The organism is Gordonia sp. UCD-TK1 (assembly GCF_001691435.1).
GTDB classification, from domain to species: Bacteria; Actinomycetota; Actinomycetes; order Mycobacteriales; family Mycobacteriaceae; genus Gordonia; species Gordonia hongkongensis.
On the sequence record NZ_LZMP01000003.1, the window covers coordinates 113,534 to 137,792 of the forward strand.

Sequence of the window (24,259 nt, forward strand, 5' to 3'; positions counted from 1 at the left end):
GCGTCAGCTATGCATCGGGGCGTGCAGTCTCGACATGGCCCACGTGGCGCTGTGCAGCACCACGCCCCGCAGGCAAGGCTCTGATCACGCAGAGTTGGGCCGATGGATGACGCGACCGGCTACCGCCGCAGCGCACGGCCGCGCGCTGGTTGTGCTGTGCGGGCCGCGATCGCGGCTGCTCCGCGGGCCGCGCAGGCTGCCGCGGTCGCCGCGATCAGCCACAGCAGCAGGGGAGTGCCCTGAGCGAGGACAGAACCCGCGAGCAGGGTCAACGCAAAGGTCATCAACGCGGTGTAGCCGACTGCGAGGATGGCGAACCATCGAGGAACGGTCAGCGGGCGGCGCGATCGCGGGACGGCGGCCTGGTCGAGGGCAGGGAAGGGGGAGTTGTTCACGGTCGGCTCTCCGGGTCGGGATCTGTAGATGCTTCATGGTCTCCGGTGGTCAGCGGCGCACGGCGGACTTCTTCTGCGGTCTCGCTGGGTTCACCGTGCCGTGTGCCGACGTGAGCTTCGGCGCGCATCCGCTCCACCATGTGCGGGTAGTGCAGTTCAAACGCTGGACGCTCCGACCGGATGCGGGGGAGTTCGGTGAAGTTGTGGCGCGGCGGTGGGCAACTGGTGGCCCATTCCAGGGAGTTGCCGAAGCCCCATGGATCGTCGACGGTGACGACCTCGCCGTAGCGGTAGCTGCGGAAGACGTTCCACAGGAACGGCAAGGTCGAGATGCCGAGGACGAACGCGCCGGCGGTGGAGATGATGTTGAGCGTGGTGAAGCCGTCTGAGGGCAGGTAGTCGGCGTACCGGCGGGGCATGCCTTCTGCTCCGAGCCAGTGTTGCACCAAGAAGGTGAGGTGGAAGCCGATGAACGTCAGCCAGAAATGGATCTTGCCCAGGCGTTCGTCGAGCAGACGTCCGGTCATCTTCGGGAACCAGAAGTAGATGCCGGCGTAGGTGGCGAACACGATGGTGCCGAAGAGGACGTAGTGGAAGTGGGCCACCACAAAGTAGCTGTCGGAGAGTTGAAAGTCGATGGGTGGGCTGGCCAGGAGCACACCGGTGAGTCCGCCGAAGAGGAAGGTGACCATGAAGCCGACCGAGAACAACATCGGTGTCTCGAACGTCATGTGGCCCCGCCACATTGTGCCGATCCAGTTGAAAAACTTTACGCCCGTCGGCACCGCGATCAGGAACGTCATGAAGGAGAAGAACGGCAACAGCACGGCGCCGGTGACATACATATGGTGTGCCCACACCGCGACCGATAGGGCGGCGATGGCGAGGGTGGCGTAGACCAGTCCTGAGTACCCGAACAACGGTTTACGGCTGAAGACCGGGAAAATCTCGGAGACGATGCCGAAGAACGGCAGCGCGATGATGTAGACCTCGGGGTGGCCGAAGAACCAGAACATGTGCTGCCAGAGAATGGCGCCGCCGTTGGACGGATCGAACAGATTCGCGCCGAATTGACGGTCGACTTCGGCGCCGAGCAGTGCCGCGGTGAGCAGCGGGAACACCAGCAAGATCAGGACACTGGTGACCAGGATGTTCCACGTGAAGATCGGCATGCGAAACATCGTCATTCCCGGTGCGCGCAGACAGATGACCGTGGTGACCATATTGACCGCGCCCAGGATGGTGCCCAAGCCGGACACTGTCAGTCCGAGAAACCACATGTCCGAGCCGACGCCGGGTGAGTGAATGGCATCGCTGAGCGGGGTGTAGGCGGTCCAGCCGAAGTCGGCGGCACCACCGGGGGTGATGAAGCCGGCGATCGCGATGGTCGAGCCGAAGACGAACAGCCAGAAGCCGAGGGCGTTGAGCCGCGGGAAGGCGACGTCGGGAGCGCCGATCTGCAGGGGCAGTACGAAGTTGGCGAAGCCGATCACGATGGGGGTGGCATACATCAGCAGCATGATCGTGCCGTGCATGGTGAACAGCTGGTTGTACTGCTCGGTCGAGAGGAACTGCATGCCCGGCGTCGTGAGCTCGCCGCGCATCAGCAGCGCCATCAGGCCGCCGATGAGGAAGAACGCGAAGCACACGACGATGTACATCATGCCGATCAACTTGTGATCGGTCGTGGTCAGCAGCTTGTAGATGAATGACCCTCTGGACTTGCGCCGCTCGGGGTAGGGCCGCGTAGCGACCACCTCGGGTGGGCGCGGGGACACCGCGGTCATCAGGCCTCCATCTGAGTCGGACAAACGGTGGCCCTGATCGAGCAACACGCGCATCCTGCGTGCGACTTCCCGGGCCGTAACTACGGACTGTAGTCGATTAACTACTAGGTAGCATAGTTGGGCCCGGAATCCCGAATCTCGGGCGAGTACCGACATGGCGGCAACGAAAAGTCGGCTCCCTCACCAATATCAGGCGCGGAGGGTCATCGCGGTTACGCGGCGCTGCTCCCTACCGCCAGAGGTCTGCACTTCCGCTGCTCGGCGGTTCGTTGGGAGGGATAGTAGGTTCGCCGTCGGCGGGCAGACGGACGCCGCGTTCGGCGAGCCAGCTCACCGGGTCGAGGGCAGCACCGGATGCATCGGCCACCTCGAAATGCAAGTGGGGGCCGGTTGAGTTACCTCGGTTGCCAACCGTGGCAATGGGTTGGCCGACCGTGACCGGAGCCGCTACCTCGATGAGGTTGTCGTCGTTATGGCCGTAGGTGGTGACTGTTCCATCGGCATGTCGGATACGTACCCACAATCCGAAGCCTTGGGCAGGGCCGGAGTTGATCACTTCGCCGTCGGTGACCGCGAAAATCGGCGCGCCGAGGTCGTTGCCGATGTCCATGCCCTGATGACCTCGACCGTCACCGAAGGTGGAGGTGATTCGACCATTCGTCGGAGCGACTACGGACCCCGGCGACGGCGACGAATAGACGGGTGGACCGTTCGGTGCGGGATGCGGGGTCGCAGGATCGTGGGGACGCATCTCAAATGCCAGCAGCGCCAGCAACCGCCCGATCGGTAGCGCGTCGACAACCAGTTCGGCGGCTGCTCGTCCCGCACTGAGAACGGCGGCAAAGCAACCCACCGCAGTGATGGGGTCATCCGTTGGCTCCGACGGCTCGACTGGGCGCGCACGATCGGCCAGACATGTGCTGACGGTCCGGATCTCGTCGGCTAGTTCCCCCATCGCCGGCCCCCCCAAGGATGCCGAGATCGTCTCGGCGACCAGTTGGGCGAACTGCTGGGCCACATGGGTGTCATCTGCGTCGGCGCGCGCTCGAGCGTCAAGCGAGAGGCTCAGCAGAACCGCAGCAACAATTCCCACGGCCCCCAGCCTCAGACAGGGCCGTGCAACGCCGCAGCGGCGAATGAGGGACGACATAGGCATGCCAGCGAGACCTTCCGGAGACGGGCGCGACGCACTGACGTTCAGCACCGCACGCCAGGTGCACATGAGGCCCCGATTGGCAGCCCTCCGTTCGAACCATAGGCCCCACAGGTCACAGCAGTAACACGATCCGGTTGAGCGTCAGTCGCAACTGGCGGCCTCTATTACTAGGGAACGTAGTTGCAGATAAGCAATGATGCCCAGCCTCGGGACCTCGACCGAATCAAGCGTAATCACAGCTGAGCGCACCGATACGTCAGATGAACGCGGCAGAACCCTCGCCGCGGGACGTGGGCCTACGGGCCGGTGCAGATCGCAAAAACTACGGCTATGTTGACAACGCGAACGTTAATCTACCACGCTGCGTAGTAGATCAAGGTCAAGGAGTGCTGGTGCAGCAGGAGAGAAGGATATCCGCGGTGCGGGCGGCAATCCTGGCGCTGATGTGCGTGGTGCCGTGGGTAGCGTCGGGTTGTGGTAGCGCTGGCGACGACGCCGTTGCGCAGGGGGGAACCTTTCAGTTCGTCTCACCCGGCGGGCAGACGGTCATCACCTACGACCCGCCTGCAAGCCGTCAGAGGATCGCTGACGTCTCAGGCCCTGATGTGGTGACCGACCAGACCGTCGGACTCAACGACTTCGCAGGCAAAGTCGTCGTCATCAACGTATGGGGTTCGTGGTGCGGACCCTGCCGGGGAGAAGCCGACGACCTCGAGCATGTCTACGCCCAGAACAAGACCTCGGGGGTCGAGTTCCTCGGTATCAATCTGCGCGACAACCGGCAAGCGGCGAAGGACTTCATTGTCGACAGGAAAGTCGCCTTTCCCTCGATCTACGACTTTGCCGGCATCACTCTGGCTGCGCTGACCACTCCAACGTCGGTGGTGCCGACGACCATCGTGCTCGACCGCGACCACCGTCCGGCCGCGGTGTTCCTCAAGGCCATCACCGCCGACGAACTCGGGGCAACAGTTCAGCGCGTCGTCGCTGAGCCTGTGACACAACGCCCATGACGGCGCAGTCAGTCGAACTGCAAGCCTCGGTCGGCGAGACGTTTGCTGACGTCGTCGCCAGCGGTCCGCTACTGCTGGCGCTGCTCGCATGCATGATCGCCGGGCTGGTGTCGTTCGCCTCACCGTGTGTGGTCCCGCTCGTCCCGGGGTATCTGTCTTATCTGGCTGGCGTGGTCGGCGCCGAGGCGCCGGCGGTGTCGGTGGGGGAGTCGAATAAACGGGGTCGCTCGCGTGTGGCGCTCGCCGCAGGCCTGTTCGTCATCGGTTTCACCGTGGTTTTCGTGGCAGCGACCGCCACAGTACTTGGGGTCACCACGACTTTCGTGGTGAATCGTGAAGTCCTGCAACGTATCGGCGGTGTGGTCACCATCGTCATGGGCTTGGTGTTTATCGGGCTGGTGCCGGCACTGCAACAGGAACGACGGTTCGCCCCCCGCCGCGTCTCCAACATCGCCGGCGCCCCGCTGCTCGGCGGGGTCTTTGCACTCGGGTGGACCCCGTGCCTGGGGCCCACACTCGCGGCAGTCATTGCTACGGCCAGCGGCACCGAAGGCGCCACCGCAGCCAAGGGCGTCGCGCTGATCGTGGCGTACTGCGCCGGCCTTGGCATTCCTTTTGTTGTGCTTGCGTTTTCCTCGGCGTGGGCGTTGCGAAGCCTCGGCTGGTTGCGCACCCACGCCCGCATGATCCAGATCGCCGGCGGGGCCATGATGATCGCGGTGGGCATCGCTTTGATCACCGGCCTGTGGGACCAATTCATCGTGTGGGTGCGCGACGCGTTCATCACCGATACTCAACTACCCATCTGAGCCCTGTGGTGGCGGCCCCGATTCGACGTCCACAGCGTCCCCCTGTTTCCGGTCACCGCACCCTCACGAGACCGAACAACCACCGCCTCCACGCCGCCAACGTCGGGCCATCTCAGCACATCCCGAGTCAGTCGTGACGTGATCCGCTGGTACCGTTCCGGCCCGGTCTGTCATATAGTCACATGCGCATGTATTGATATATAGGGGTAGCGTGGCTATCTGGGTGTGGATGAGAGGGAGTACGAAGTATGGGAGCCGGACACAACCACGGACCAACCGATCCTGCGTCCAGCGACTCGTCGCTGCGTGTCCGTCTGGCGATAGCGTTTGTTCTGACGGGGATCATTGTCGTGGCCCAGTTGGTCGGGTCGGTGATCACGGGAAGTCTGGCGCTGCTGACCGACACCGCGCACGCTGCGACAGATGCGATCGGGTTGGCGGTCGCGCTGGTCGCAGCAACCGTGATGCACCGTCCGGTCAGCAAGACTCGCACATGGGGACTGCGGCGCATCGAGGTCATCGCCGCTCTGGGGCAGGCCTCGCTGCTGCTTGCTGTCGGGCTCTACGCCGCTGTTGAGGGCGTGCGGAGACTGTTCGCTCCGCCAGAGGTTCCCTCGACCGAACTGCTGATCTTCGGAATCATCGGGCTCGTGGCGAACATCGTCGCCATGCTGGTGCTTGCCTCAGGACGCGGGGCCAACTTCAACATGCGAGCGGCGTTCCTGGAGGTCCTCAACGACGCACTGGGATCGCTGGGTGTAATTGTCGCCGCGATCGTCATCGCTACCACCGGCTTCCAACAAGCCGACGCACTGGCCGGCCTGTTCATTGCGCTACTGATCGCACCCCGCGCCCTCAAGCTCATGGCAGAGACGACGCGAGTGCTGATGGAGTTCACGCCCAGGGAGATCGATTTGGACGACGTCAGGGCCCACATTCTCGAGATGGACCGCGTGCAGGACGTGCACGACCTCCACGCATCGACGGTGGCCACTGGTCTGCCGATCATTAGCGCTCACGTGGTGGTCGATGACGACTGCTTCCAGGACGGGCACGCCCCCACGATCTTGAATGACATCCGAACGTGCGTGGCGACCCACTTCGCCATCTCCTTCGAGCACTCCACCTTCCAGCTCGAGACCAGTGCCCAGCGTCACCAGGAGGAAGCCTTGGCAGCCCATCACCCGTGAGGGGTGGCGCATCGACGACACCCACGCCGCCGGTCTGCGCACGAAGTGCACGATCGTTGCCAGGGGAGAGACGATGCTTCACCCCTGTCAATCGGGCCACGGTCACACCAGCGTGGACCAGTACCACCAGAAGCGTTCGATGATGAGGGCGATCACCGCCATCGCCCACACCAGCGGTACTACGGTGTGCACCGTGAGGACCACATCGAGGGCTCGGCGTGCTCTCCCGGATGGGCAGACATGGTCGGCATTGCGCAGGCTCACATACCAAAAGGCAACCACGACAACGACCCACACGGCCATGCAGTACGGGCAGAGTGCATCGATTCGATACAGACTCTGAAATATCAGCCAATGGACGAACACCACCGCACCCGTCAGGCCGATCTGCAATCCGATCATGACCCACAAGGCCGGGCGGGGTCCTAGCAGGACGGCGATAGCGATCAGAGCTGTGAAGCCTGCGATTCCGAGCAGTGAGTTGGGGAACCCGAAGACGGCTGCTTGGGGGGTGTCCATGACCGATCCGCAATTGACGATCGGGTTGATACTGCAGGTCGGCGTGTAGTTCGGATCGGTTGCCAGTTCGAACTTTTCGACGGTCAGTGCGAACGCAGCGACAAGTCCAATGCCTCCGCAGACCGCAAGAATCCACGGGAGCAGCCGCGGGAAAACCGGGATCTGCGTGTCGGGCGCAAAGCCTGACGGCTCTGAGGTCTGCCGGGGTGTGATGGTCACTGACGTATCGCGGATTCGAGCGCAGAGCTCAGATCGTCATAGCCTTCGGGCTTGATGAGTTCGTCGTTGATGAAGAACGTGGGGGTTCCGGTCACGCCTAGTGCTTTGCCGTCAGCGACATCGCGGTCGATGAGCTCGCGGGTGGCCTGTGAGTCATAGGCGGCGGCGAATCGCTCCATGTCCAGGCCCAACACCTGGGCGTAGGAGAAGAACAGATCGTCCAGCGGCACCTTTTGTTCGCCCCAGCTGCGTTGAGTGTCGAACATCTTGCGGTACATCGGTTCGAATTGGCCTTGTTCGGCCGCCGCGGCCACGGCCCGTGCCGCGCGGTCGGCGTTGAAGTGCCCGGGGAGGGGGAAGTAGCGGACCACGAAAGTGACTTGATCGCCGTAGGTTTGGCGAAGCTGCTCCACCGCCGGGTACGCCGCCCCACACCCTTCACACTCGAAGTCCAGGAACTCGACAAATGTCGCCTTGGACTCGGTCGGAGCCGATAGCCGTGGAGAATCAGGCCGTACCGTCGTATACGCCTGGTCGCCGGACTGTTCGCTCTCTCCGGCCCGGGAGACCACGAACACCACTGTGAGCGCCAGGCAGAACACGAAGACTGCCGCGAGCGACATCTTGACGTTGCGACTCATCGAGACATCCCTCCGCGTCGAACCTTGACCGCTTGAGCTGGCACGATCATCACTCCCGTCACGTTTACTACTACGTTGGCTAGTAGTTTACAGGGCGTGCGGTGTCGTCCGGGCGATTGGCGTGCATATCACGCACGACCGAACCGGTGAGGGGAGCGGTGGGCGGTGAGTCGTCACTCGGATGCTCGGCATGCCGGCGCAGGTCTGCCACCGATATGTGCATCTGCACTACGTATCGCGGCTGCGGCCGGTTCGGGCGGGCTGCTGTATGTGAGCTTCCCTCCGCGCCAACTGTGGTTCCTTGCCCCGGTGGCGATCGCGGTCCTGGTGGTGACACTGCGTGGGCGGTCGCTGTGGGCGGCGTCAGGCTACGGCTATCTCGCTGGGCTGGGCTTTTTCGTGCCGCTGCTGCCGTGGGTCGGTACGTATGTGGGTGCGGTGCCGTGGCTGGCCTTGGCGGCGGTCGAGGCGGTGGCGTTCGGTGTCTTCGGGGCGGTGGCGGCGCTGGTCGGCAGATGCCGCGGAGCGCCGGTGTGGCTAGCATGCGCCTGGGTGGCAGTCGAAGCCGTCCGCTCCCGCGTGCCTTTTGGCGGTTTTCCCTGGGGCCGAATAGCATTCGGTCAGCCGGACGGGTTCTTGCTGCCGTTAGCGGCCTTGGCTGGCGCGCCGGGGTTGTCCTTCGTTGTGGTGCTGCTCGGCGCACTCCTGGCCGCGATCGCAGTGGCGGTAATCAACGTGCACCCTCGGGCGTTGGCCGGCCCAGGCGTAGCAGTCGCCGTAGTGGGAGTGCTGACATGGACCCTGGCGCCGTCGCAGACAGCAGAACCGGAGGAGCAGTCGGTGACGGTGGCGTTGGTGCAGGGCAACGTACCGCGGTTGGGTTTGGACTTCAATGCTCAGCGACGTGCAGTGCTCGACAATCATGTCCGGCGCACTCTCGACCTGGCGGAGGAGGTCAGCTCTGGGCGGGTCGTGCGTCCCGATGTGGTGGTGTGGCCGGAGAACTCATCCGATATCGACCCGTTCGGTAACCGTGATGCTGCGGCGCAAATTGATCGTGCCGCGCGGGCGATCGAGGTGCCGATCCTGGTGGGCGCGGTGATCGCCGGGAGCCACAGCACGTCCCGCAATACGTTGGTGGTGTGGGATCCCGTCACCGGGCCTGGTCAGGAGCATGACAAACGTCAGCTGGTGCCGTTCGGGGAGTACTTGCCGCTGCGGGGACTGATGACACAGCTTTCGTCCTACGCCAGCCGGGCTGGCAACTTCATTCCTGGCACAGGCGATGGCGTTGTCGATCTTGCCGGGGTGCCCGTGGCGGTAGCGACCTGCTACGAAGTCGCGTTCGACGATCTGGTGACCGAATCGGTGCGCGCCGGTGCGCAGCTGATCGCGGTTCCGACGAACAACGCGACGTTCGGGCGCACCGAGATGACCTACCAGCAACTCGCGATGTCGCGAGTTCGGGCAGTCGAACACGATAAGGCGGTGGTCATCGCAGCAACCAGTGGCGTGAGCGCGGTCATCGAACCTGATGGGACCATTGCACAACGCACAGAATTGTTCTCCCCCGATGTTCTCATCGCGCGGGTGCCGTTGAGGACAACGACGACCCTGGCGACGCGGATCGGAGCAGCAGGAGAAGGGATCTGTGCTGCCGCCGTCCTGGCGGCACTGATTGTACGCACGTGGAGATCACGCCTACGCTCCTGACGCGGCGTGGCTCCCTCAGTGACGCTCGCGATGAAACGTTGGCGAGCTACTCGGTACGTCATCGGCGCCATCCGACGGGCTCGAACAGCAACTGCACCCTGGTTCTGTTGTGGCCGAACAGCTCTTGCTGGTCGCCGCGCCGCGTGCTCGTGGTGTCGGCAGCAGGGGTACCGCGGGCACCGACCGTGGTTGAACGGGGGTGGTGGCTGGTCCTGGAGCGCAACAGGCGTCGCCTGTGTCGTGGTAGGCCGACACCGAGATGTTGAGCGTGCCGGGGGATACCCGGGGCACGGCACCGGTGCCCGGCAGCGCTTTCGTCCGGGCGGCACGAATCGCGTTGGCGATCACCAGCACTTCTGCGAGTTCGTGGACGAAGACCACTGTGGCCAGGCCGAGGACGCCCGTGGCGGCCAGCGGAATCAGCACACCGATGATCGCTAGGGAAAATCCTATGTTCTGCATCATGATTCGGCGTGCGCGCCGAGCATGGGACAGTAGTTGCGGGAGATGGCGAAGATCTTCGCCCAGCAACGCCACATCGGCGGTTTCGATAGCGACGTCGGTACCCATCGCTCCCATCGCAATACCGACATCGGCGGTGGCCAACGCCGGGGCGTCGTTGACGCCGTCGCCGACCATGGCGATCGCCCGCCCGCGCGCTAGCGTGGCCAGCAAGTCGGCTTTGTCTTCGGGAAGGAGTTCGGAATGGACGGTGCTGATTCCGGACGCAGTGGCCAAAGCATGTGCGGTGCGGTCGTTGTCCCCGGTCAGCATGACCGAGTCGACACCCAGCGCCGTCAGTTGCCCGATCGTTTCAGCGGCCTCGGGGCGAAGCTCATCGCGGACCGCGATCGCGGCGACGACGGTGCCTTCCCGTTCGATCAGCACGACGGTGGCGCCGTCGCTCTGCAATCGAGTGACGTCTCCGGCGAGCGCGCCGGGATCGAGCCACCCGGGTTTGCCCAGGCGCAGTTGCTGTCCGCGTATCCGGCCGGTGAGGCCGTGACCGGCGATCGCGGTGACGTCATCGGCAGGTGAGCCCAGAGCAGGTGCGGCCGCGAGAATCGCGCTCGCCAACGGGTGCTCGCTGCGAGCCTCGAGCGCGGCGGCATAAGACAACGCGTCCTCGCGGGTGACCTCGGGTGTGCTCACCACGTCGATGACCTCCGGAGTGCCGCGGGTCAAGGTGCCGGTCTTGTCCAGCGCGACGACGCGGACCTGTCCCAGCTCTTCGAGTGCAGCACCGCCTTTGACGAGTGCGCCATGGCGGCTGGCGGCGCCGATCGCGGCGACCACCGTCAGCGGCACCGCGATCGCCAACGCACACGGGGACGCGGCAACGAGCACCACCAGGCCGCGTTCGAGCCACAGCAGCGGATCACCGAGTAGCGCACCGATACCGGCCACGAGTGCGGCTAGCACCATGATGGCCGGGACCAGGGGGCGGGCGATGCGGTCGGCGAGACGTTGGCCGGCGCCCTTGCGTTCCTGCGCTTGCTCGACGATGTGCACGATGCGGGCTAGGGAACTGTCGGCGGCGCGGGCGGTTACGCGGACTTCGATCGCACCGCCACCGTTGATCGCGCCGGCGTAGAGCAAGTCACCCGGACCCGCCTCCACGGGCACAGATTCGCCGGTGATCGCCGACAGATCTACGCTGGTAGTGCCAGCGGTGATAGTCCCGTCGGTCGCCGCGCGCTCACCGGGACGCACCACCATCACATCGCCGAAGATCAACTCATCCGGTGACACGGTGACCTCGAGACCCCCACGAATCACCGATGCGGTCGGTGGAACCAGCGCGAGCAGCGCCCGCAGGCCTCGCCGGGTCTTGGTGACCGCGTAATGCTCGAGTCCTTCAGCGACCGAGAACAAGATTCCCAGCAGCGCGGCCTCGGGTATTTGGCCTAGCGCCACGGCGCCGATTGCGGCGATCGTCATCAGCGTTCCGACACCGATGCGCCCGTGGCGCAGCGATCGCAGTGTCGACGGCACGAACGTGGAGGCGGCAACAACTGCCGCGAGCAGTTCCAGGACGACGCCTGCGGTGTCCGATAGCGAGCTTCCGATGATCCAGCCGAACGCGAGGAAAACTGCTGCTGCGCCGGCGAAACGCAACTCGCGTACTTGCCACAACCGGACCGGTCCCTGATCGGCCTCAGCCTCGAGGGCGGCGGAATCTGAGGGTCCGCAGCATGCGTCACTCATGTGTATGCCCCTGCACTATGGCCGCCGCCGGTTTCGTCGCGGCTGTCGTGGAGACCCCGGCGACCGCCAGAACCGCTGTCACGAGAGCATGACCGGACGGAGTCAACGCATACATCACCAACCGTCCGTGGCGACGCCCGGTCACGAGGCCGGCACTCTTGAGCAGGCGCAGATGGTGTGAGACAAGGTTCTGCGCCATGCCGACCACCCACGCGAGGTCGCAGACACACAGTTCGTCCCCCGACAGCAACGCTGTCGCTACGCGCAGACGAGTGGGATCGCCGAGCGCACGGGCCCCGGTGGCGGCACGGTCGACCGCCGTCGCATCCGGCAACGCAGACCGGATACCTTCTGCGTGAGGCAAATCGAGGCACAGCAAGTCGCATGTATCCACCGGCTCCCGGGTCATATCGACATCCTTACGTTCGTTGATATGTCGCCATGTAACCACCTTCGGGCAAATACCTCAATATCCGTTGATGTGGCGGATGGCATACCCGCGGGCACGGACCGGTCGGGGCCGGCCCGTAGGCGTCCAGGGTCAAGGCCGGACGAGCTCAGTCGACTGGACCGTGATGGAGTGTCTGGATCGAGCCAGCCCGATGCCTAGGTGTCTGCGTTGCCCTTCTTCCACTGTGCCCACGGGATGTTCCAGTCGCCGAGTCCATCGACTCCCGATAGTGTTTCGGCGTTGGTGTTCTTCACCGTGACGGGGTCGCCGCGCATCGTGTTCTTCACGAGCCATTCCGCGTCCGCGGGACTCAGATTCGGGCAGCCGTTGCTGACATTGCTGTTGCCCTGCGCCGACAGAGACCACGGGGCACCGTGCATGTAGATGCCGCTGTAAGACATCTGCACCGCCCAGTCGACGGGTGTGCGGTATCCCGCCGATGACTCGACAGGAACTCCGTAGGTGGAGGAGTCCATGACGATGTGCTCGACGCGATCACCGATCATGTAGATGCCGCGTGGAGTCGGTGTGCTGTCTTTGCCGAACGACGTCGGCATCGTTCGGATGACCTTGCCATCCCTCTTTACGACGATGGTCTTGGTGTTGTCGTCGGCTTCGATTGTCTGAGCTCGGCCAATGGTGAAGTCGTAGGACAGATTTCTGTTGCCATAGAGCCCGTCGCCGAGGTCGACTCCGTAAATGTTCACGGCGACACTGACCTTGGTCCCCGGCATCCAGAAGCGCTCGGGCCTCCATCGGACCTCGGAGTCGCTGATCCAATAGAACGCGCCTTGCATCTGTGGATCAGAGGCCACGGTGATTGCAGCCTGCGCCTTCCGGCGGTCAGGGATGGGATCCGAGAATCGAACACCAATCGTGTGCGCAATTCCGACGGTCTTCTCGCCCAGAATGGCCGCGCTGGTCAGCGACTCCGGCGAGGCTGTGGTGAAGCCTTGCGAGACGCTCGTTCGACCACCCACACCCACGGCTTCAGCTCGAACGGAGTACTGCTTCGAGTACCCCAACGGCTGGGTGCTTGTCCAGGTACTGCCATCCTCGCTCAGCGAGCCCGCCAACGCACGCCCGCTAGATGTTGGGATATCGACGTCGGTCAACGCGCCGCGACTGGCCGTCACAACGATAGGAAGCCCAGGTTCGACAACCGCGTCGGGAGCGAGCCGATCGCCTCCTTCGGTGGCCACAGCGATGGAGGGTTGTGCGATGGCCGCAAAACTGTCGACGGCCGAAATCTGGTCACTGTAGGTAGAGCTACCGCCAGCCGAGCTGCACGAGGTCAGTACCACCACGACGGCCGTCAGCGCCGCCAATACCAGTACATGCCGAGCCTTGACCTGCGCCGAACGGTGGCGTCGAAGGGTTCCCAGACGTTGCCGCAGCTGACTATGGCCAGTCGATCGGCGGTCGCGACGCATCGTCCTCGGAGTGCCAAAGCGGCCCATCAGTTACAAAGCCCTTCATCCGGAGCACACACCGACGACCACAGAATGTAGGCGCCGCCACAGGTCTTACTAACAATGATAGTAGTTTACGGCTCACCAGGCCTCACCGCTCCGATCGAGCAAGCAAGACCCAACGTGGTTGCCATCCGGGTTCTATAAATACTACGGTGCGTAGTAATCCGGGTAGGTGAGGGAGAGCAGGTGAGACCCATAGTGGCGGTGCGGGGGAGTATGTCCCGGCGACCCACCGCGCTCGTGGTGGCGGGTGTCGATCGGCACTCGGCCGGCGACTTCGACGTCGCTCCTGCAGTCATGGACTGTCGGAGTGCGACGACGTTACCCCCACCACGATGATGGGAACCGAAGCGCCGACGCCGCGCCGAGCGCACCCGGCGCTTGGCTCCCTGCGCAGACTGTGGCGATCGCTCACGTCGATGAAAACCGCACTCATGCTGCTGTTCCTGTTGGCCGCAGCCGCGATCCCGGGCGCCATGCTGCCACAACGACCGCTCAACGAGCAGAAAACAACCCAGTACATTGCCGACCGCGGCGCGCTCGGGGTGTGGATGGACAGACTGCAGCTGTTCGACGTCTTCGCCAGCACGTGGTTCACCGCGATCTACGTCCTGCTGTTCGTATCGCTTGTGGGCTGCCTCACCCCCCGAATTCTCGAGCATGCGCGCGCAGTGCGCGCTCAGCCGGTCCCCGCGCCACGCAACCTCATTCGTCTGCCGCGGCACGTCGAGGACACGGTGCACGGAGATCCTGACGAGGTTGCTGCCCTGATAAATACCAATCTGCGTGGCTGGCGCCGAGTCACCACCACGCGCCCGGCGACGGGTGCCCAACCCACCGAAGCCGTGGAGATCTCCGCGGAGAAGGGCTACCTCCGCGAGTGGGGCAACCTCCTGTTCCACTTCTCACTGCTCGCCCTGTTGATAGCGATCGCGGCCGACAAACTTTACGGGTACGAGGGCACCCGCAGTCTCATCGCCGATGGCACGCAAGGCCTCTGTAACACCTCGACGGCCGTCTATGACTCGTTTCGAGCAGGCAGCCTTGTCGACGGCACCGATCTCTCACCATTCTGTGTTCGTGTCGAGGGCTTCGATGCGAGGTTCCTGCCGAGCGGCCAGCCCGACATGTACGAAGCCGACGTCAGTTACACCGACGACGTACGACAGTCCGACCCCACTACCTGGAACGCTGCGCGTATTCGAGTGAACGAGCCTCTGCGAGTAGCCGGTGACCGCGTCTACGTCCTAGGCAATGGCTTCGCACCTACATTCACAGTGACCTTCCCGAACGGTGAGCAGCGCACTCAGACAGTACTTTTCATTCCCGACAACTTGCAGACGATGTTGTCCTCAGGCGCGGCCCGTTTTGATACTCCCGCGGGGCTTTACCCCGACGCGGATGAACGGCGCCGCCGACAGATCGCGATTGAGGGTCTGTTCGCGCCGACCGCGGCATTCCAAGGAACGCTTCTCACCTCGTCGTTTCCCGTGCCGAATGATCCGTATGTAGCGATCAGGATCTACCAGGGCGACACCGGACTGGATACCGGTCGTCCGCAGAACGCATACTCCTTGAACCAATCACTCATCGAGCAGGGCCGGCTCCAGCAGCGGGCCCAAGTCAATCTCGGCCCAGGAGAGACCCACACCATCGCCGACGGCACCGTAGTGCGCTTCGACGGGTACGAACGGTTTGTGTCCATGCAGGTGTCGCACGGGCCGGCACAGAACTGGGTCCTGCTGACCGCGACTGTGATGCTGGCTGGGCTACTTGTGTCCCTGCTTGTCCGGCGCCGACGAATCTGGGTGCGGTTGGTGCCCACCGAGATCGATGGCCAACGACGCACTGCTGTCACCATCGCCGGTTTGGCCCGCACCGATCAGGCTGGGTGGGGCGAAGACTTCAACGAGCAAGCGCGGCGATGGATGACCGAGCCAGCGTCAGCGAACCGCCGACTACGACGCACACGTCACGAATGAGACTCACATCAGCAGAGATTCATCCTGCGGGGATCGATGTCCCCCAGTTGAAGCACTCGACGAGAGGGCGTGCCACGTCACACATACATCCGATCGCATTCAACAAGCAGCACACGGAAGGCCTACCGAACATGAGCAGAAGCACTTCTGACCATGCCGCCCCCTCGCCCGCCCCTTCGGGCAAGTCACTCGTCGCGATTGCCCTGCTGTATAACGCCGCGCGGCTAGCACTCGCCGCTGCGCTGTGCGGATTGATCCTGTTGATTTCCTTCGTATTTGACGTGAAAATCCCGATTTTCGGAGCCGTCGTGCTCGCAGTAGTGCTCAGTAGTCCAGTCTCGATGCTCGTCCTCAAACCCCTACGAACTCGCATCAATCACCAGGCCGAAGCGATGGACGCCCACCATGCGAGCAAGAGGGGACTCGCGAAGAGCCGCTCGGTGAACCTGCCAGATAGTTAAACCACAACCCAGGCACGTACGCACCTCATCATGGGGTACGACCACCAACCAGCAAAGAGCGGCTGCCACTGTCCGCCGCGGCCTGTGACCACGATAGATTTGCACACCGTTGCGATCCGATCGATCGGGCGCATTTGCCAGAAGCTTGCCGTCGGTAAAGCTCAGTAAGACCACGAGACTGGCAACGTCGGCTTGGCTTACGCCCGCACACCTGCCACGAAATCTCCAGCAGCTTTGCACCGTTCACGCCGGTTCAGCCGACGACGTAGACGCCCCGGGTTCTCAGCCACTGTGCCGGATCAAGTTTGGGTCCGTCTTGCTGCCAGACCTCATAGTGCAGGTGTGGTCCAGTGGAGTAGCCGCGGTTTCCTACCGTTGCGATCTGCTCGCCGGCCCGGACTCGTTGTCCGACGCTCACCAACGCCTCGTTGATGTGCCCGTACACGCCGATCGTGCCGTCGTCTTGCAGCACGCGTACCCATAAACCGAAACCATCGGCCGGACCGGATTCGATGACCTGCCCATCGCTTGCGGACACCACCGGCGTGCCAATCGCGTTGGCGATGTCAAGGCCATAGTGCGTGGTACTCCAGCGTGCCCCGTAGCTCGAGGTCACGGTGCCGTAGGTAGGTGCCGCCGACCGCGGCCGTTGTGGCGCAGGGGGATCGGAAGGCCGCAGACGATCTGGCTGCACCAACTCTCGCACGGCCGCGGTCAGCTCATCGAGTGACGATGTCCGCGCCGGCGTGGTGTCTTGTCGATCGTCCACCGATCCGAGGGCTACAGGTGATGGCGTTGCCGCGGATCGGTCGTCGGCGGACACGCCAGCCTGGAAAACTGGGGTGACTGTTGGGCTGTGACGATCGGCGAGCGCAGTGGCCGCGGTCCCGCCGGCGACGCAAAGGACCACCGCAGCCGCGAGCGATCCACTGACCCCGGCTGCGGCTACGGACCTGAGTGGTGTTCCCGACGTCTTCTCCTCGTCGAGCACATCGAGAAAATCAGAGTGAACTGGCTCATTGTCATGGTGATCGAGAACGGACATCGCCCGCTCCCATGGCGCGGTAGGCGCTGCAACCCTTTGGTTCCTGCCGACGTCGACCGAGCGTGGTGTGCGCCACGGCCCATACGCGTCATGGTCGAAACGGGCCGCGTGCGGCCGTGCATGATGCGAGGGGGACGGGTGTGGGCGGGCGCCGCGAGGCGGGTTGGGAGGAGACGTCCTGGGCGCACTCACCGATGAAATCTGCGGCGAGCGCGTGAGGGCCGGGGCAGGTGAGGGGACTGCTCGGGTGAACCCGACCGCAGTCTCAGGGGGGTGGGGTATCCGATGTCGCCCCGACGCCCGCGCGATACCCGAATGCCGTGGCACCGAAGGCCCGCGGTCGAAAGCCGCCGACGCAGGGCGGCGGGACGCAGGTATACCAGCAGGAGGTGGGCTGGGGTCAGATTTGCGATGCCGTGCCAATGAAGGTCCCTCAGTTCAAGCGTCGTTCCGGATGAAACAGTTCGATATCGAACGGGCCACGGACAGATTACTACTACCGTGGTTAGTTTCTCCGAGTGGGCGTCAGAATCGTCATCCTGCGCCTCTATCAGCGTTCTGAGCCTGACGGCGATCGTGGCATGATCGACCGCATGCGTGGACTCCTACGAGCACTCGGCTGGGGTGCGGTCCTCGCCGCTGTCGTCGGGATTGCTGCTCACTACTCTGGCCTGGTCAGCAATACCGCGTCCCGGGTGGCGGCGTTCACGCCGGTGTTAATCGGCGTCGGTGTCCTCGGCCTGGTGCTGTTGCTCGTCGCGCGCGCCTGGATCTCCGCGGTGGCAGCTGTGCTCGTCGTTGCCGTGGGCGTCACGGCGCAGGCCCCGCTGTATTGGGGAGTGGACGAACTGGTCTCGGACTCGGACTTGACCGTTATGCAGGCAAACATCTTTCGCGGGCAGGCCGATCCGGATGAGATGGTGTCGCGGGTACGCAGCTCGCGAGTCGACGTCATGACGGTGGTCGAGCTGACGCCCGAGTCGGTGGGGGCCCTCGATCGCGCCGGGTTGCGCCACGCCTTGCCGTTCGCGTTTCTCCGTCCCCGCGAGGGTGGAGGTGGAGCCGGCATCTATGCTCGGTCCCCGCTGACTGACGGGCAACTCCTGCGCGGATTCGAACTGTCGAATCTTCATGCGCGACTTACGCTACCAAACCGCTCGCCCATCTCGGTCTATGCACTGCATCCGTTGCCGCCCTATCCGGAACCATCGTGGCGCTGGAATGCCGAGCTCCGCGAGCTACGCTCGATCCTGTCCGCCGACACAGATCCGCTGATCATCGGCGCCGATGCCAACTCGACCTACGATCACCGCTCCTTCCGGCAGCTGCTCTCCGGACCGCCGGATTCACCCCAGCTGACCGACGCCGCCGAGCATCTCGGATCCGGCGTCGTCGCGACCTACCCCGCCGGCCGACCCTACCCGCCCCTGCTCGCGCTCGATCGGGTACTCACCCGCAACGGCCCGACACCGACATCGTTCCGGCGGATCGATCTGCCGGGCTCCGACCACCACGGGGTGCTCGCGAGCATCCGGCTTTGAGATTGAATCGCGGTCTGGCCGAGGCCGCCCGACTGGTGACGAAACACGTTGATTCGCATCAAGATTCGCCGATAATCTACGTTATGTCAGGTAAACCTGACGTTGAGAAAGCCGGCGTCTGGTTCTCCTGACATCACAGGGCTACCCTATCGGCATGGGTTGGATGCACGAGAGCGACACGCACTTGCACGAGGCGGCGTTGGTGCCGTTCTTCGAGAACGGGGCCGTGAGCCACGGGTCGACCATGATCGACGGCGTGGACTACGAGATCGTGGAGACCGGCCGGCACCCGTACAAGGATCGTCGGCGGCCGTCGGCCGAGATCGTCGGCTGGCTGTTGTCCTGCGATTGCGCCCGGCGAACCAGCTCTGATGTGTCGACCTGGACCGATTCCGTCCAGTGGATGCGGGTGCCCTCAGCGTCCCTCGAGGACCTGGCCCGCCGCCAGGTGTTCGCCCCCGACACCGACCTCGACGTCAACGTGCGGCCCGAGGTCGCGGAGGCCGCCCGAGCGGTGTGGCAGCGCGAACATCTCGACCCGATCGACGTTGATGGCGAGATCCGGGTAGCCGCGGCTGCCCGCAGGGACGCCGACGCACAACTCGACGCCGCGGTGGTTAAGGCTCGCCGGCTGGGTCGCTCGTGGGCCGATATCGGTGCGGCGGCCGGGATGACACGGCAGTCGGCCAACGAGCGCTGGAGGGACAGAGCGTGACAGGCCTGCATGGCAGGCGCTCCACGTGCACGGGCTTGGGTGGCGTGTAGCCACGTAGTGAGGCTACAATCGGAGCCGTAGCCAGCCCATTGCGGTGGGCTTGGAAGTGAGCCACAGGATTACTCGCCGGACGACGAGGCCTGTGGCTCGCGGTCTTTCAGGGGCCGATGGTGTGTATTTCTACACCAGACCCGAGTATGTCGAGGTAGTCCCCGCGGCCGCAGCGATGTTGCACCACGGCACCGCAGACGATGTCGGCGACCCAGAGCGCCGGTTCGTTGCGGCCGATAGCGTGGTCGATTCGCAGAGTTGGGCGACCGCATGTCGTGCGCGGAGCTTGTGCAGCATGTCCATATCGCTCGCGTCCTGTTGGCCTCGGGATTCCAGCGTGATCGTGACGCACGGCATGTCGGCCAGGTGCGGGAGTAAGAACTCCATGCATTTGCGTCGGTGCCGCCGATCCGAGGATTCCTTGTCGACGTGCACCACGACGAACCCTGTCAGGGGCAGTTCGGCGACCGCGGTGACGAGATCGGTTCGCCGTTGCTCGCTGCTGCCGTGCCAGTGCACCTTCGGCTCGGCCAGGCGCAGCACTTCCATGGCGTTGCGGAGGGTGTCGACGTCGTCTTCGTCGCAGAGTGCCGCGGACATCAGGTACGCGCCGGGATCCATATCCGGTCGCGACCCGCTTTCGTCTGCCCACGCCGTCGACATGATGAAACACCCTATTGGTGGGCTACGCCTCGACAGGGCTCAGGGGACACACGGGGGCGGCTTTCTGCGTTGCCCCACTCCGCTCGCGCCTCGACTTGCACGAATGTTATTCACAACCCGTTGTGGTGGACAGAAATGTCACCCACTAGGTGTAGGGTTCTGAATCAGAGGCAAGACATGACAAATCCCCAGAGCGGGGATCGTCACCCGGCCTGGGGATCGTCTGTTCGCATGGGGATGCAATTCAGACGCTACACCGGGCGTTGGTGCTGCGCCAACATCACAGGAGAAGCCTGGCAAAAGGGTGTCGACATCGTCTGCCGGAAACGGTGAGCTATGGCCGCCCCCGACCTGACCACGAGCCGACGCCTCGCTGACGTCCTCCGCGAAGCACGTCAGCGCATCCAGGTCAGCGACGACGAACTCGCTGAAGCCCGTCGCCGACGCGATCTTCTAGCCAGCACTTTGCGGAGGGAGTTCGGCCGAACCAGCCGTACCTACTTGAACGGGTCGGTAGCGCATGGTGACGCCCTCACCCCACTAACCGACATCGACCTCGGTGTCGTCGTGCCTGATCCGGAGAGCACGTATGGCCCGCACGGTCAGGGCCCGGAGGTCCTCCAGCTCCGAGCTGCCGATGCGATCCGCAGTGCTCACAAGACCGAATTTCCCAACCTTCGGGTCATAGTTGGCGGCCGTAAACGATCGGTGTACGTCTCATTTGGAAGCCCTGTCGATCCGAGTCAGGATGACTTCAGCGCGGACGTGATCGTCGCACTCGATTACCCGACGGGCGCCGGCCTATGGATCCCCAACTACGACTCGTGGGACCGGTCCGACCCCGAAACGCACACCACCTTGGTGCGGAGCGCGGCGAAATCCAGCGCCTACAACTACTCCCGGACCGTCCGGTTGCTCAAACACTGGGCTCGCACTCACTCGAAACCCTTGTGTAGCTGGAACATCAAGGCCCTAGCGCTGGCATGCTTGGCCGTCGAGCTCGACCAGCTCGATGGCATGGTTGCTTGGTTCGACCATGCCATCGACGACCTCAGTTGGCGTGACACACCAGATCCTGCCGGAGTCGCGGGAGCCATCGCCTTGCCAGGCGACCGCACAGAACTCGTAGCCAAGCTCCAGAAGGCCCGCGCGAAGCTCGCCGAGGCCATCCAATACGACGCTGAGGGCTACGATGTGCTAGCCATTGAGGCGCTTGCAATCTTCTTCAATGACGAACAGATGCTTTCACGTCCACCGGCCGCAGCCATAGCCGAGCAGCATCTCCAGCGGACTGCGCAGAACCGTCGCCAGCGATCTGTACCGACCGCTCCAGCACTTTCGCCGCAAGTACGTGATCGGACCCCAGTCAGGTCGTGGGCTCGGTGAGCTCACATCGCGCCCGCCGTGTTCCACGCAAGTCCTCGAAACGGCGACCAGTTCGTCCGGCGCCTACACACCGTGGCCCCTTCCCAGGTTCTCGCGCGCCCAATTCGGCCCCTCTCGACCATCTGCCGGCCCCATGGGCCACGTTCTTTCAAAACACTCCCAACCAGCAGTTTCCAGCCACTTGGTACGGATCGCTACCAGCGTGGCGAGTGGCAATGGAAGCTCACGCCCGCAGGCTTCATGGAGACAATCTGCGCATCATCGAAGGTCCGTATGCGCTGGGATACCAGGTTGACCTCGACGTGCGCGGCCCGAACGACCTCGTCTTGGTCACTGTTGTCTTCTACGCCCGACCGGCATACGACACGTACGGACTACACGCTGAGGACTATCCGCGCGTTTGGGCAGAGCTAGGAATGCCATCTAAGCACCGCATGTCTGAGGATGATGCCCTCTGCCTCTACTATCCGCTCGACCCACCATCACGTCGATGGACCGCGACGAAGGGCTTGAATGATCTGCTCGACGTCACCGTCGATCACCTGGGTTACGAAGCGTATTGGCGCGCCACCGGCGGTCATGCCGGTGGAGAATGGCTCGGCGATGAAGCCGAGCATGGATTCCCAACGGTAGACGCAGCGTGACCAGCGCAGGTCCTCAACCACCCGGTGGGCAAACTAGCTCGTCCAGCGGATTCTTCGAAGGTTTCGGATGGTCAGATGGTGCGCCGATAATTGCGGCGGCGGTCGCCGCGCTGATCGCCGCCGTCATAGCTGTGATCGGGTACAGCATTCAGCGTAAGATCACGCGTCGAAGTGAACGAGCCGACCTCTACGGCAACGCCATTGGCGCGGTTGAGGAGTACCTGGAGGGGCCGTACCGTATACGGCGAAAGATAGCGGACCCAGCTAACTGGTTTACAATTTCCAGTGCACTTTCAGACGCGAAAACGGCAATTTCACATCATCAAGCGTTGATCGAACTGCACGCGCCTCCGTCTGTAAGCCGTTCATATAGAGCCTTCGCTAACGCAGCTACCGCGGAGGTCGGCCCCGATATGACGAGCGCTTGGCAAGCACCGCCACTAAATCGACCAGAAGACGTACCGCTGGGTAGCGGCTACGCCCGGTCGAAATCAGATCTAGCACGTTCGGAGCTCATCGAAGTTATGGCTGATGATCTCGACGCCATCGGAAAATGGTGGCGGTTCACGAAGTGACTTTGGCCGTAGACCCGAGCTGCCTGCGACTGGGAGAACCTCATAGCTTATGTCAAAGGCAATCCAAACCTATTCTCCCTCAGCAATTTACGAGTGCCGATAACTTGTACTATGACATTTCTGCAGGTCGGCGCAATCCGCGAACGGCCGGTGTCCTGGCGGAGCTTGTCGGATGACACGGTACTTGGGACTTTGACACCCTAGTTGAGACCCAGTGACACGGTCATGAGGCCCGTCCCGTCGCGACCTGCACGAATCATCTCCTACTCCCGAATCAGTTGTCATCCAGGCGCATTCACTGCGCCGATCCGCCCAGGAGTCTCACAATCTCCGACACCAATCAGCGATTGTGCCCGCATGTAGATGCGGGTAGGTCGACCGCTCCCAGAGTAGCTGGCCCTACTCCCTACTGCGTTGTCATCCGACAGCGGCTGCCGGTGGTCAGGGGCGTGCGCTCGTCATCGCTGTCTCTGCGGCCGTTCATTGCAGGAGTCCGGCGACACCAGCAGCGGCTGCTTGCGCAGCGTCCATTGTGGCTGTGACAGCCAAGCAGACCGTTTCAGAGACTACTTCCCATGCCGCATCCTCGATCTCACCGCGCACGTCCTCGAGCGCTGCATCGCGCACCAGCCCGAGTGCAGCTGCAGAATAGGTTCGGAGCTCGATGGCCCAGAACAGCCACTTCAGATGCATCTTTGTCGAGCTGGCGCGACCGTCGTCACCCCTTTGAATATCTCCCGACAGCTGCAGTGCCCGCAGTCCCGCTGCGAATCTACCGTCGGAGATTCTCTCTCGCTCTGATCTTGCTGTGCTGAACAGTCGGTAGGCGTACAGCGTTGCCAGCTCGCCTCGCTTGACGTCTGTGTCAGCAGGGTTTAGACCCAAAGACTCCACAGGAGGAGCACCGAGGTCGTGTTCGTAGTGACGTAATGCCAGCTCCGCCTGCCGGCCAGCCTCAGTGAATCCATCGACGAAACGATCCTCAGCCCAGCAGCGTATGTGCGCCGCGCGTAGGAATAGCGGCACGCCAAAGGGGGATTCGTCTATCGGCCAACTCATCACTTCGTCGAAGGAGGCGCGGTCATTATCGAGAACCGCTTGAATCGCACGATCAATGCTACGCGAGCGGTCGTTCATCGGCGCATCCTAGGGAATGCTTTTCGGAGGTGTATAAGTCCCGCGCTGAGCGGATGCAAACGTATGTGGTCGACGCCTGCGCGAATACCTTTGAAGGGGAACACTGTTTGTTGTCTCACGACTGGACGTCCGTCCTACCATTCACACTGTTGCGCCCACGACCTCGCGGCCCCGCCGCCGAAGTCCTTCAGGAACTGGTTTCGAGTGGCTCTGCCTGCCTCTTCGAGTGCCCTATACGCCAGCTCCGCGGGAATAAGCGATTTTCCTACCCGGCAGAAGTTCTGAACTATGTCGTTTGGATTCTGGGTCCAATTTTCAGGTTGTGCCAATTCAAGGAGTGCGCACGCCTGTTGGAAGGTCGTCTCGATGCCTCGCCGGGTGACCAGACTTTGAATCTGATCTTCCACCTGCCCGGTCAGACCCCACTGATCCATGATCGCTTGTATCCCGTCAGAGCACGACTCGGGAATTGCTGGTGACGAT

General features: G+C 63.3%; 22 protein-coding genes. 11 read left to right on the plus strand and 11 right to left on the minus strand.

Going from position 1 to position 24,259, the window contains the following annotated elements; translation table 11 throughout:
* Nucleotides 1-119 precede the first annotated feature (119 nt).
* From A9310_RS03500 to A9310_RS03510, 3 genes are all read right to left on the minus strand, one after another.
* Entirely contained in the window at nucleotides 120-395 is a 276-nt protein-coding gene (locus A9310_RS03500; protein WP_055476898.1) for a hypothetical protein, read from the minus strand.
* Nucleotides 392-2,182 (minus strand): cytochrome c oxidase subunit I, encoded by a 1,791-nt coding sequence (gene ctaD, locus A9310_RS03505; RefSeq protein ID WP_055476897.1) that lies wholly within the window; start codon nucleotides 2,180-2,182, stop codon nucleotides 392-394. The genes A9310_RS03500 and ctaD overlap by 4 nt, the downstream gene beginning before the upstream one ends.
* A 229-nt stretch (nucleotides 2,183-2,411) precedes the next feature.
* Nucleotides 2,412-3,275 carry a M23 family metallopeptidase gene (locus A9310_RS03510; RefSeq protein ID WP_223258965.1) on the minus strand — a complete coding sequence of 288 codons (864 nt, stop codon included), beginning with the start codon at nucleotides 3,273-3,275 and terminating at the stop codon, nucleotides 2,412-2,414.
* Nucleotides 3,276-3,781: 506 nt separating this feature from the next.
* Here A9310_RS03510 and A9310_RS03515 point away from each other — a divergent pair.
* The 3 genes from A9310_RS03515 (at nucleotide 3,782) to A9310_RS03525 (ending at nucleotide 6,350) form a co-directional block, all read left to right on the plus strand.
* Nucleotides 3,782-4,351 (plus strand): TlpA disulfide reductase family protein, encoded by a 570-nt coding sequence (locus tag A9310_RS03515; RefSeq protein WP_101821343.1) that lies wholly within the window; start codon nucleotides 3,782-3,784, stop codon nucleotides 4,349-4,351.
* Nucleotides 4,348-5,160 (plus strand): cytochrome c biogenesis CcdA family protein, encoded by an 813-nt coding sequence (locus A9310_RS03520; RefSeq protein ID WP_055476895.1) that lies wholly within the window; start codon nucleotides 4,348-4,350, stop codon nucleotides 5,158-5,160. The genes A9310_RS03515 and A9310_RS03520 overlap by 4 nt, the downstream gene beginning before the upstream one ends.
* A gap of 248 nt (nucleotides 5,161-5,408) precedes the next feature.
* On the plus strand, nucleotides 5,409-6,350 hold the full coding sequence (locus A9310_RS03525; RefSeq protein ID WP_065629398.1) for a cation diffusion facilitator family transporter: 942 nt from the start codon (nucleotides 5,409-5,411) through the stop codon (nucleotides 6,348-6,350).
* Between the two features lie 102 nt (nucleotides 6,351-6,452).
* Here A9310_RS03525 and A9310_RS03530 read toward each other — a convergent pair whose 3' ends face one another.
* A complete protein-coding gene (locus A9310_RS03530; RefSeq protein ID WP_055476464.1) occupies nucleotides 6,453-7,082 on the minus strand; it encodes a vitamin K epoxide reductase family protein in 630 nt (209 codons plus the stop codon).
* Between the two features lie 2 nt (nucleotides 7,083-7,084).
* Entirely contained in the window at nucleotides 7,085-7,729 is a 645-nt protein-coding gene (locus tag A9310_RS03535; protein WP_055476459.1) for a thioredoxin domain-containing protein, read from the minus strand.
* Nucleotides 7,730-7,933: 204 nt separating this feature from the next.
* On the opposite strand from A9310_RS03535, the gene lnt reads away from it, so the two are divergent.
* Nucleotides 7,934-9,442, plus strand: coding sequence for an apolipoprotein N-acyltransferase (gene lnt, locus A9310_RS03540; RefSeq protein ID WP_226514238.1), 1,509 nt, complete (start codon nucleotides 7,934-7,936; stop codon nucleotides 9,440-9,442).
* Nucleotides 9,443-9,457: 15 nt separating this feature from the next.
* On the opposite strand, the gene A9310_RS03545 is transcribed toward lnt, so the two are convergent.
* From A9310_RS03545 to A9310_RS03555, 3 genes are all read right to left on the minus strand, one after another.
* Nucleotides 9,458-11,650, minus strand: coding sequence for a cation-translocating P-type ATPase (locus A9310_RS03545; RefSeq protein ID WP_055476458.1), 2,193 nt, complete (start codon nucleotides 11,648-11,650; stop codon nucleotides 9,458-9,460).
* Nucleotides 11,643-12,059, minus strand: a complete 417-nt coding sequence (locus A9310_RS03550; RefSeq protein WP_055476457.1) for a helix-turn-helix transcriptional regulator — start codon at nucleotides 12,057-12,059, stop codon at nucleotides 11,643-11,645. The genes A9310_RS03545 and A9310_RS03550 overlap by 8 nt, the downstream gene beginning before the upstream one ends.
* Before the next feature lie 197 nt (nucleotides 12,060-12,256).
* Nucleotides 12,257-13,534 carry an Ig-like domain-containing protein gene (locus A9310_RS03555; RefSeq protein ID WP_139104530.1) on the minus strand — a complete coding sequence of 426 codons (1,278 nt, stop codon included), beginning with the start codon at nucleotides 13,532-13,534 and terminating at the stop codon, nucleotides 12,257-12,259.
* 380 nt (nucleotides 13,535-13,914) lie between these two features.
* On the opposite strand from A9310_RS03555, the gene A9310_RS03560 reads away from it, so the two are divergent.
* Together A9310_RS03560 and A9310_RS25820 are read left to right on the plus strand one after the other, a co-directional pair.
* Nucleotides 13,915-15,558, plus strand: a complete 1,644-nt coding sequence (locus A9310_RS03560; protein ID WP_175401071.1) for a cytochrome c biogenesis protein ResB — start codon at nucleotides 13,915-13,917, stop codon at nucleotides 15,556-15,558.
* A gap of 131 nt (nucleotides 15,559-15,689) precedes the next feature.
* Nucleotides 15,690-16,019, plus strand: coding sequence for a DUF4229 domain-containing protein (locus tag A9310_RS25820; protein WP_055476455.1), 330 nt, complete (start codon nucleotides 15,690-15,692; stop codon nucleotides 16,017-16,019).
* Nucleotides 16,020-16,272: 253 nt separating this feature from the next.
* On the opposite strand, the gene A9310_RS03570 is transcribed toward A9310_RS25820, so the two are convergent.
* Nucleotides 16,273-17,010 (minus strand): M23 family metallopeptidase, encoded by a 738-nt coding sequence (locus A9310_RS03570; RefSeq protein ID WP_055476454.1) that lies wholly within the window; start codon nucleotides 17,008-17,010, stop codon nucleotides 16,273-16,275.
* Nucleotides 17,011-17,582: 572 nt separating this feature from the next.
* On the opposite strand from A9310_RS03570, the gene A9310_RS03575 reads away from it, so the two are divergent.
* On the plus strand, nucleotides 17,583-18,605 hold the full coding sequence (locus A9310_RS03575) for an endonuclease/exonuclease/phosphatase family protein (protein ID WP_307814794.1): 1,023 nt from the start codon (nucleotides 17,583-17,585) through the stop codon (nucleotides 18,603-18,605).
* A gap of 154 nt (nucleotides 18,606-18,759) precedes the next feature.
* On the plus strand, nucleotides 18,760-19,320 hold the full coding sequence (locus A9310_RS25825) for a hypothetical protein (RefSeq protein ID WP_175401068.1): 561 nt from the start codon (nucleotides 18,760-18,762) through the stop codon (nucleotides 19,318-19,320).
* Between the two features lie 180 nt (nucleotides 19,321-19,500).
* Here the strand turns inward: A9310_RS25825 and A9310_RS03585 are convergent, their stop codons facing one another.
* Nucleotides 19,501-20,034: a hypothetical protein gene (locus tag A9310_RS03585; RefSeq protein WP_254661162.1), complete on the minus strand. Its 534-nt coding sequence runs from the start codon at nucleotides 20,032-20,034 to the stop codon at nucleotides 19,501-19,503.
* A gap of 336 nt (nucleotides 20,035-20,370) precedes the next feature.
* Here A9310_RS03585 and A9310_RS03590 point away from each other — a divergent pair, with 336 nt between their 5' ends.
* The 3 genes from A9310_RS03590 to A9310_RS25505 all read left to right on the plus strand — a co-directional run bounded on the left by A9310_RS03590 (nucleotide 20,371) and on the right by A9310_RS25505 (nucleotide 22,639).
* On the plus strand, nucleotides 20,371-21,420 hold the full coding sequence (locus A9310_RS03590; protein ID WP_065629399.1) for a hypothetical protein: 1,050 nt from the start codon (nucleotides 20,371-20,373) through the stop codon (nucleotides 21,418-21,420).
* Between the two features lie 215 nt (nucleotides 21,421-21,635).
* A complete protein-coding gene (locus A9310_RS25500) occupies nucleotides 21,636-22,064 on the plus strand; it encodes a hypothetical protein (protein WP_075863058.1) in 429 nt (142 codons plus the stop codon).
* Nucleotides 22,061-22,639 (plus strand): hypothetical protein, encoded by a 579-nt coding sequence (locus tag A9310_RS25505; RefSeq protein ID WP_139104531.1) that lies wholly within the window; start codon nucleotides 22,061-22,063, stop codon nucleotides 22,637-22,639. The genes A9310_RS25500 and A9310_RS25505 overlap by 4 nt, the downstream gene beginning before the upstream one ends.
* Nucleotides 22,640-23,119: 480 nt before the next feature.
* On the opposite strand, the gene A9310_RS25510 is transcribed toward A9310_RS25505, so the two are convergent.
* Complete coding sequence (locus A9310_RS25510; RefSeq protein WP_139104532.1) at nucleotides 23,120-23,776, minus strand: hypothetical protein; 657 nt, start codon at nucleotides 23,774-23,776, stop codon at nucleotides 23,120-23,122.
* Between the last annotated feature and the right edge of the window lie 483 nt (nucleotides 23,777-24,259).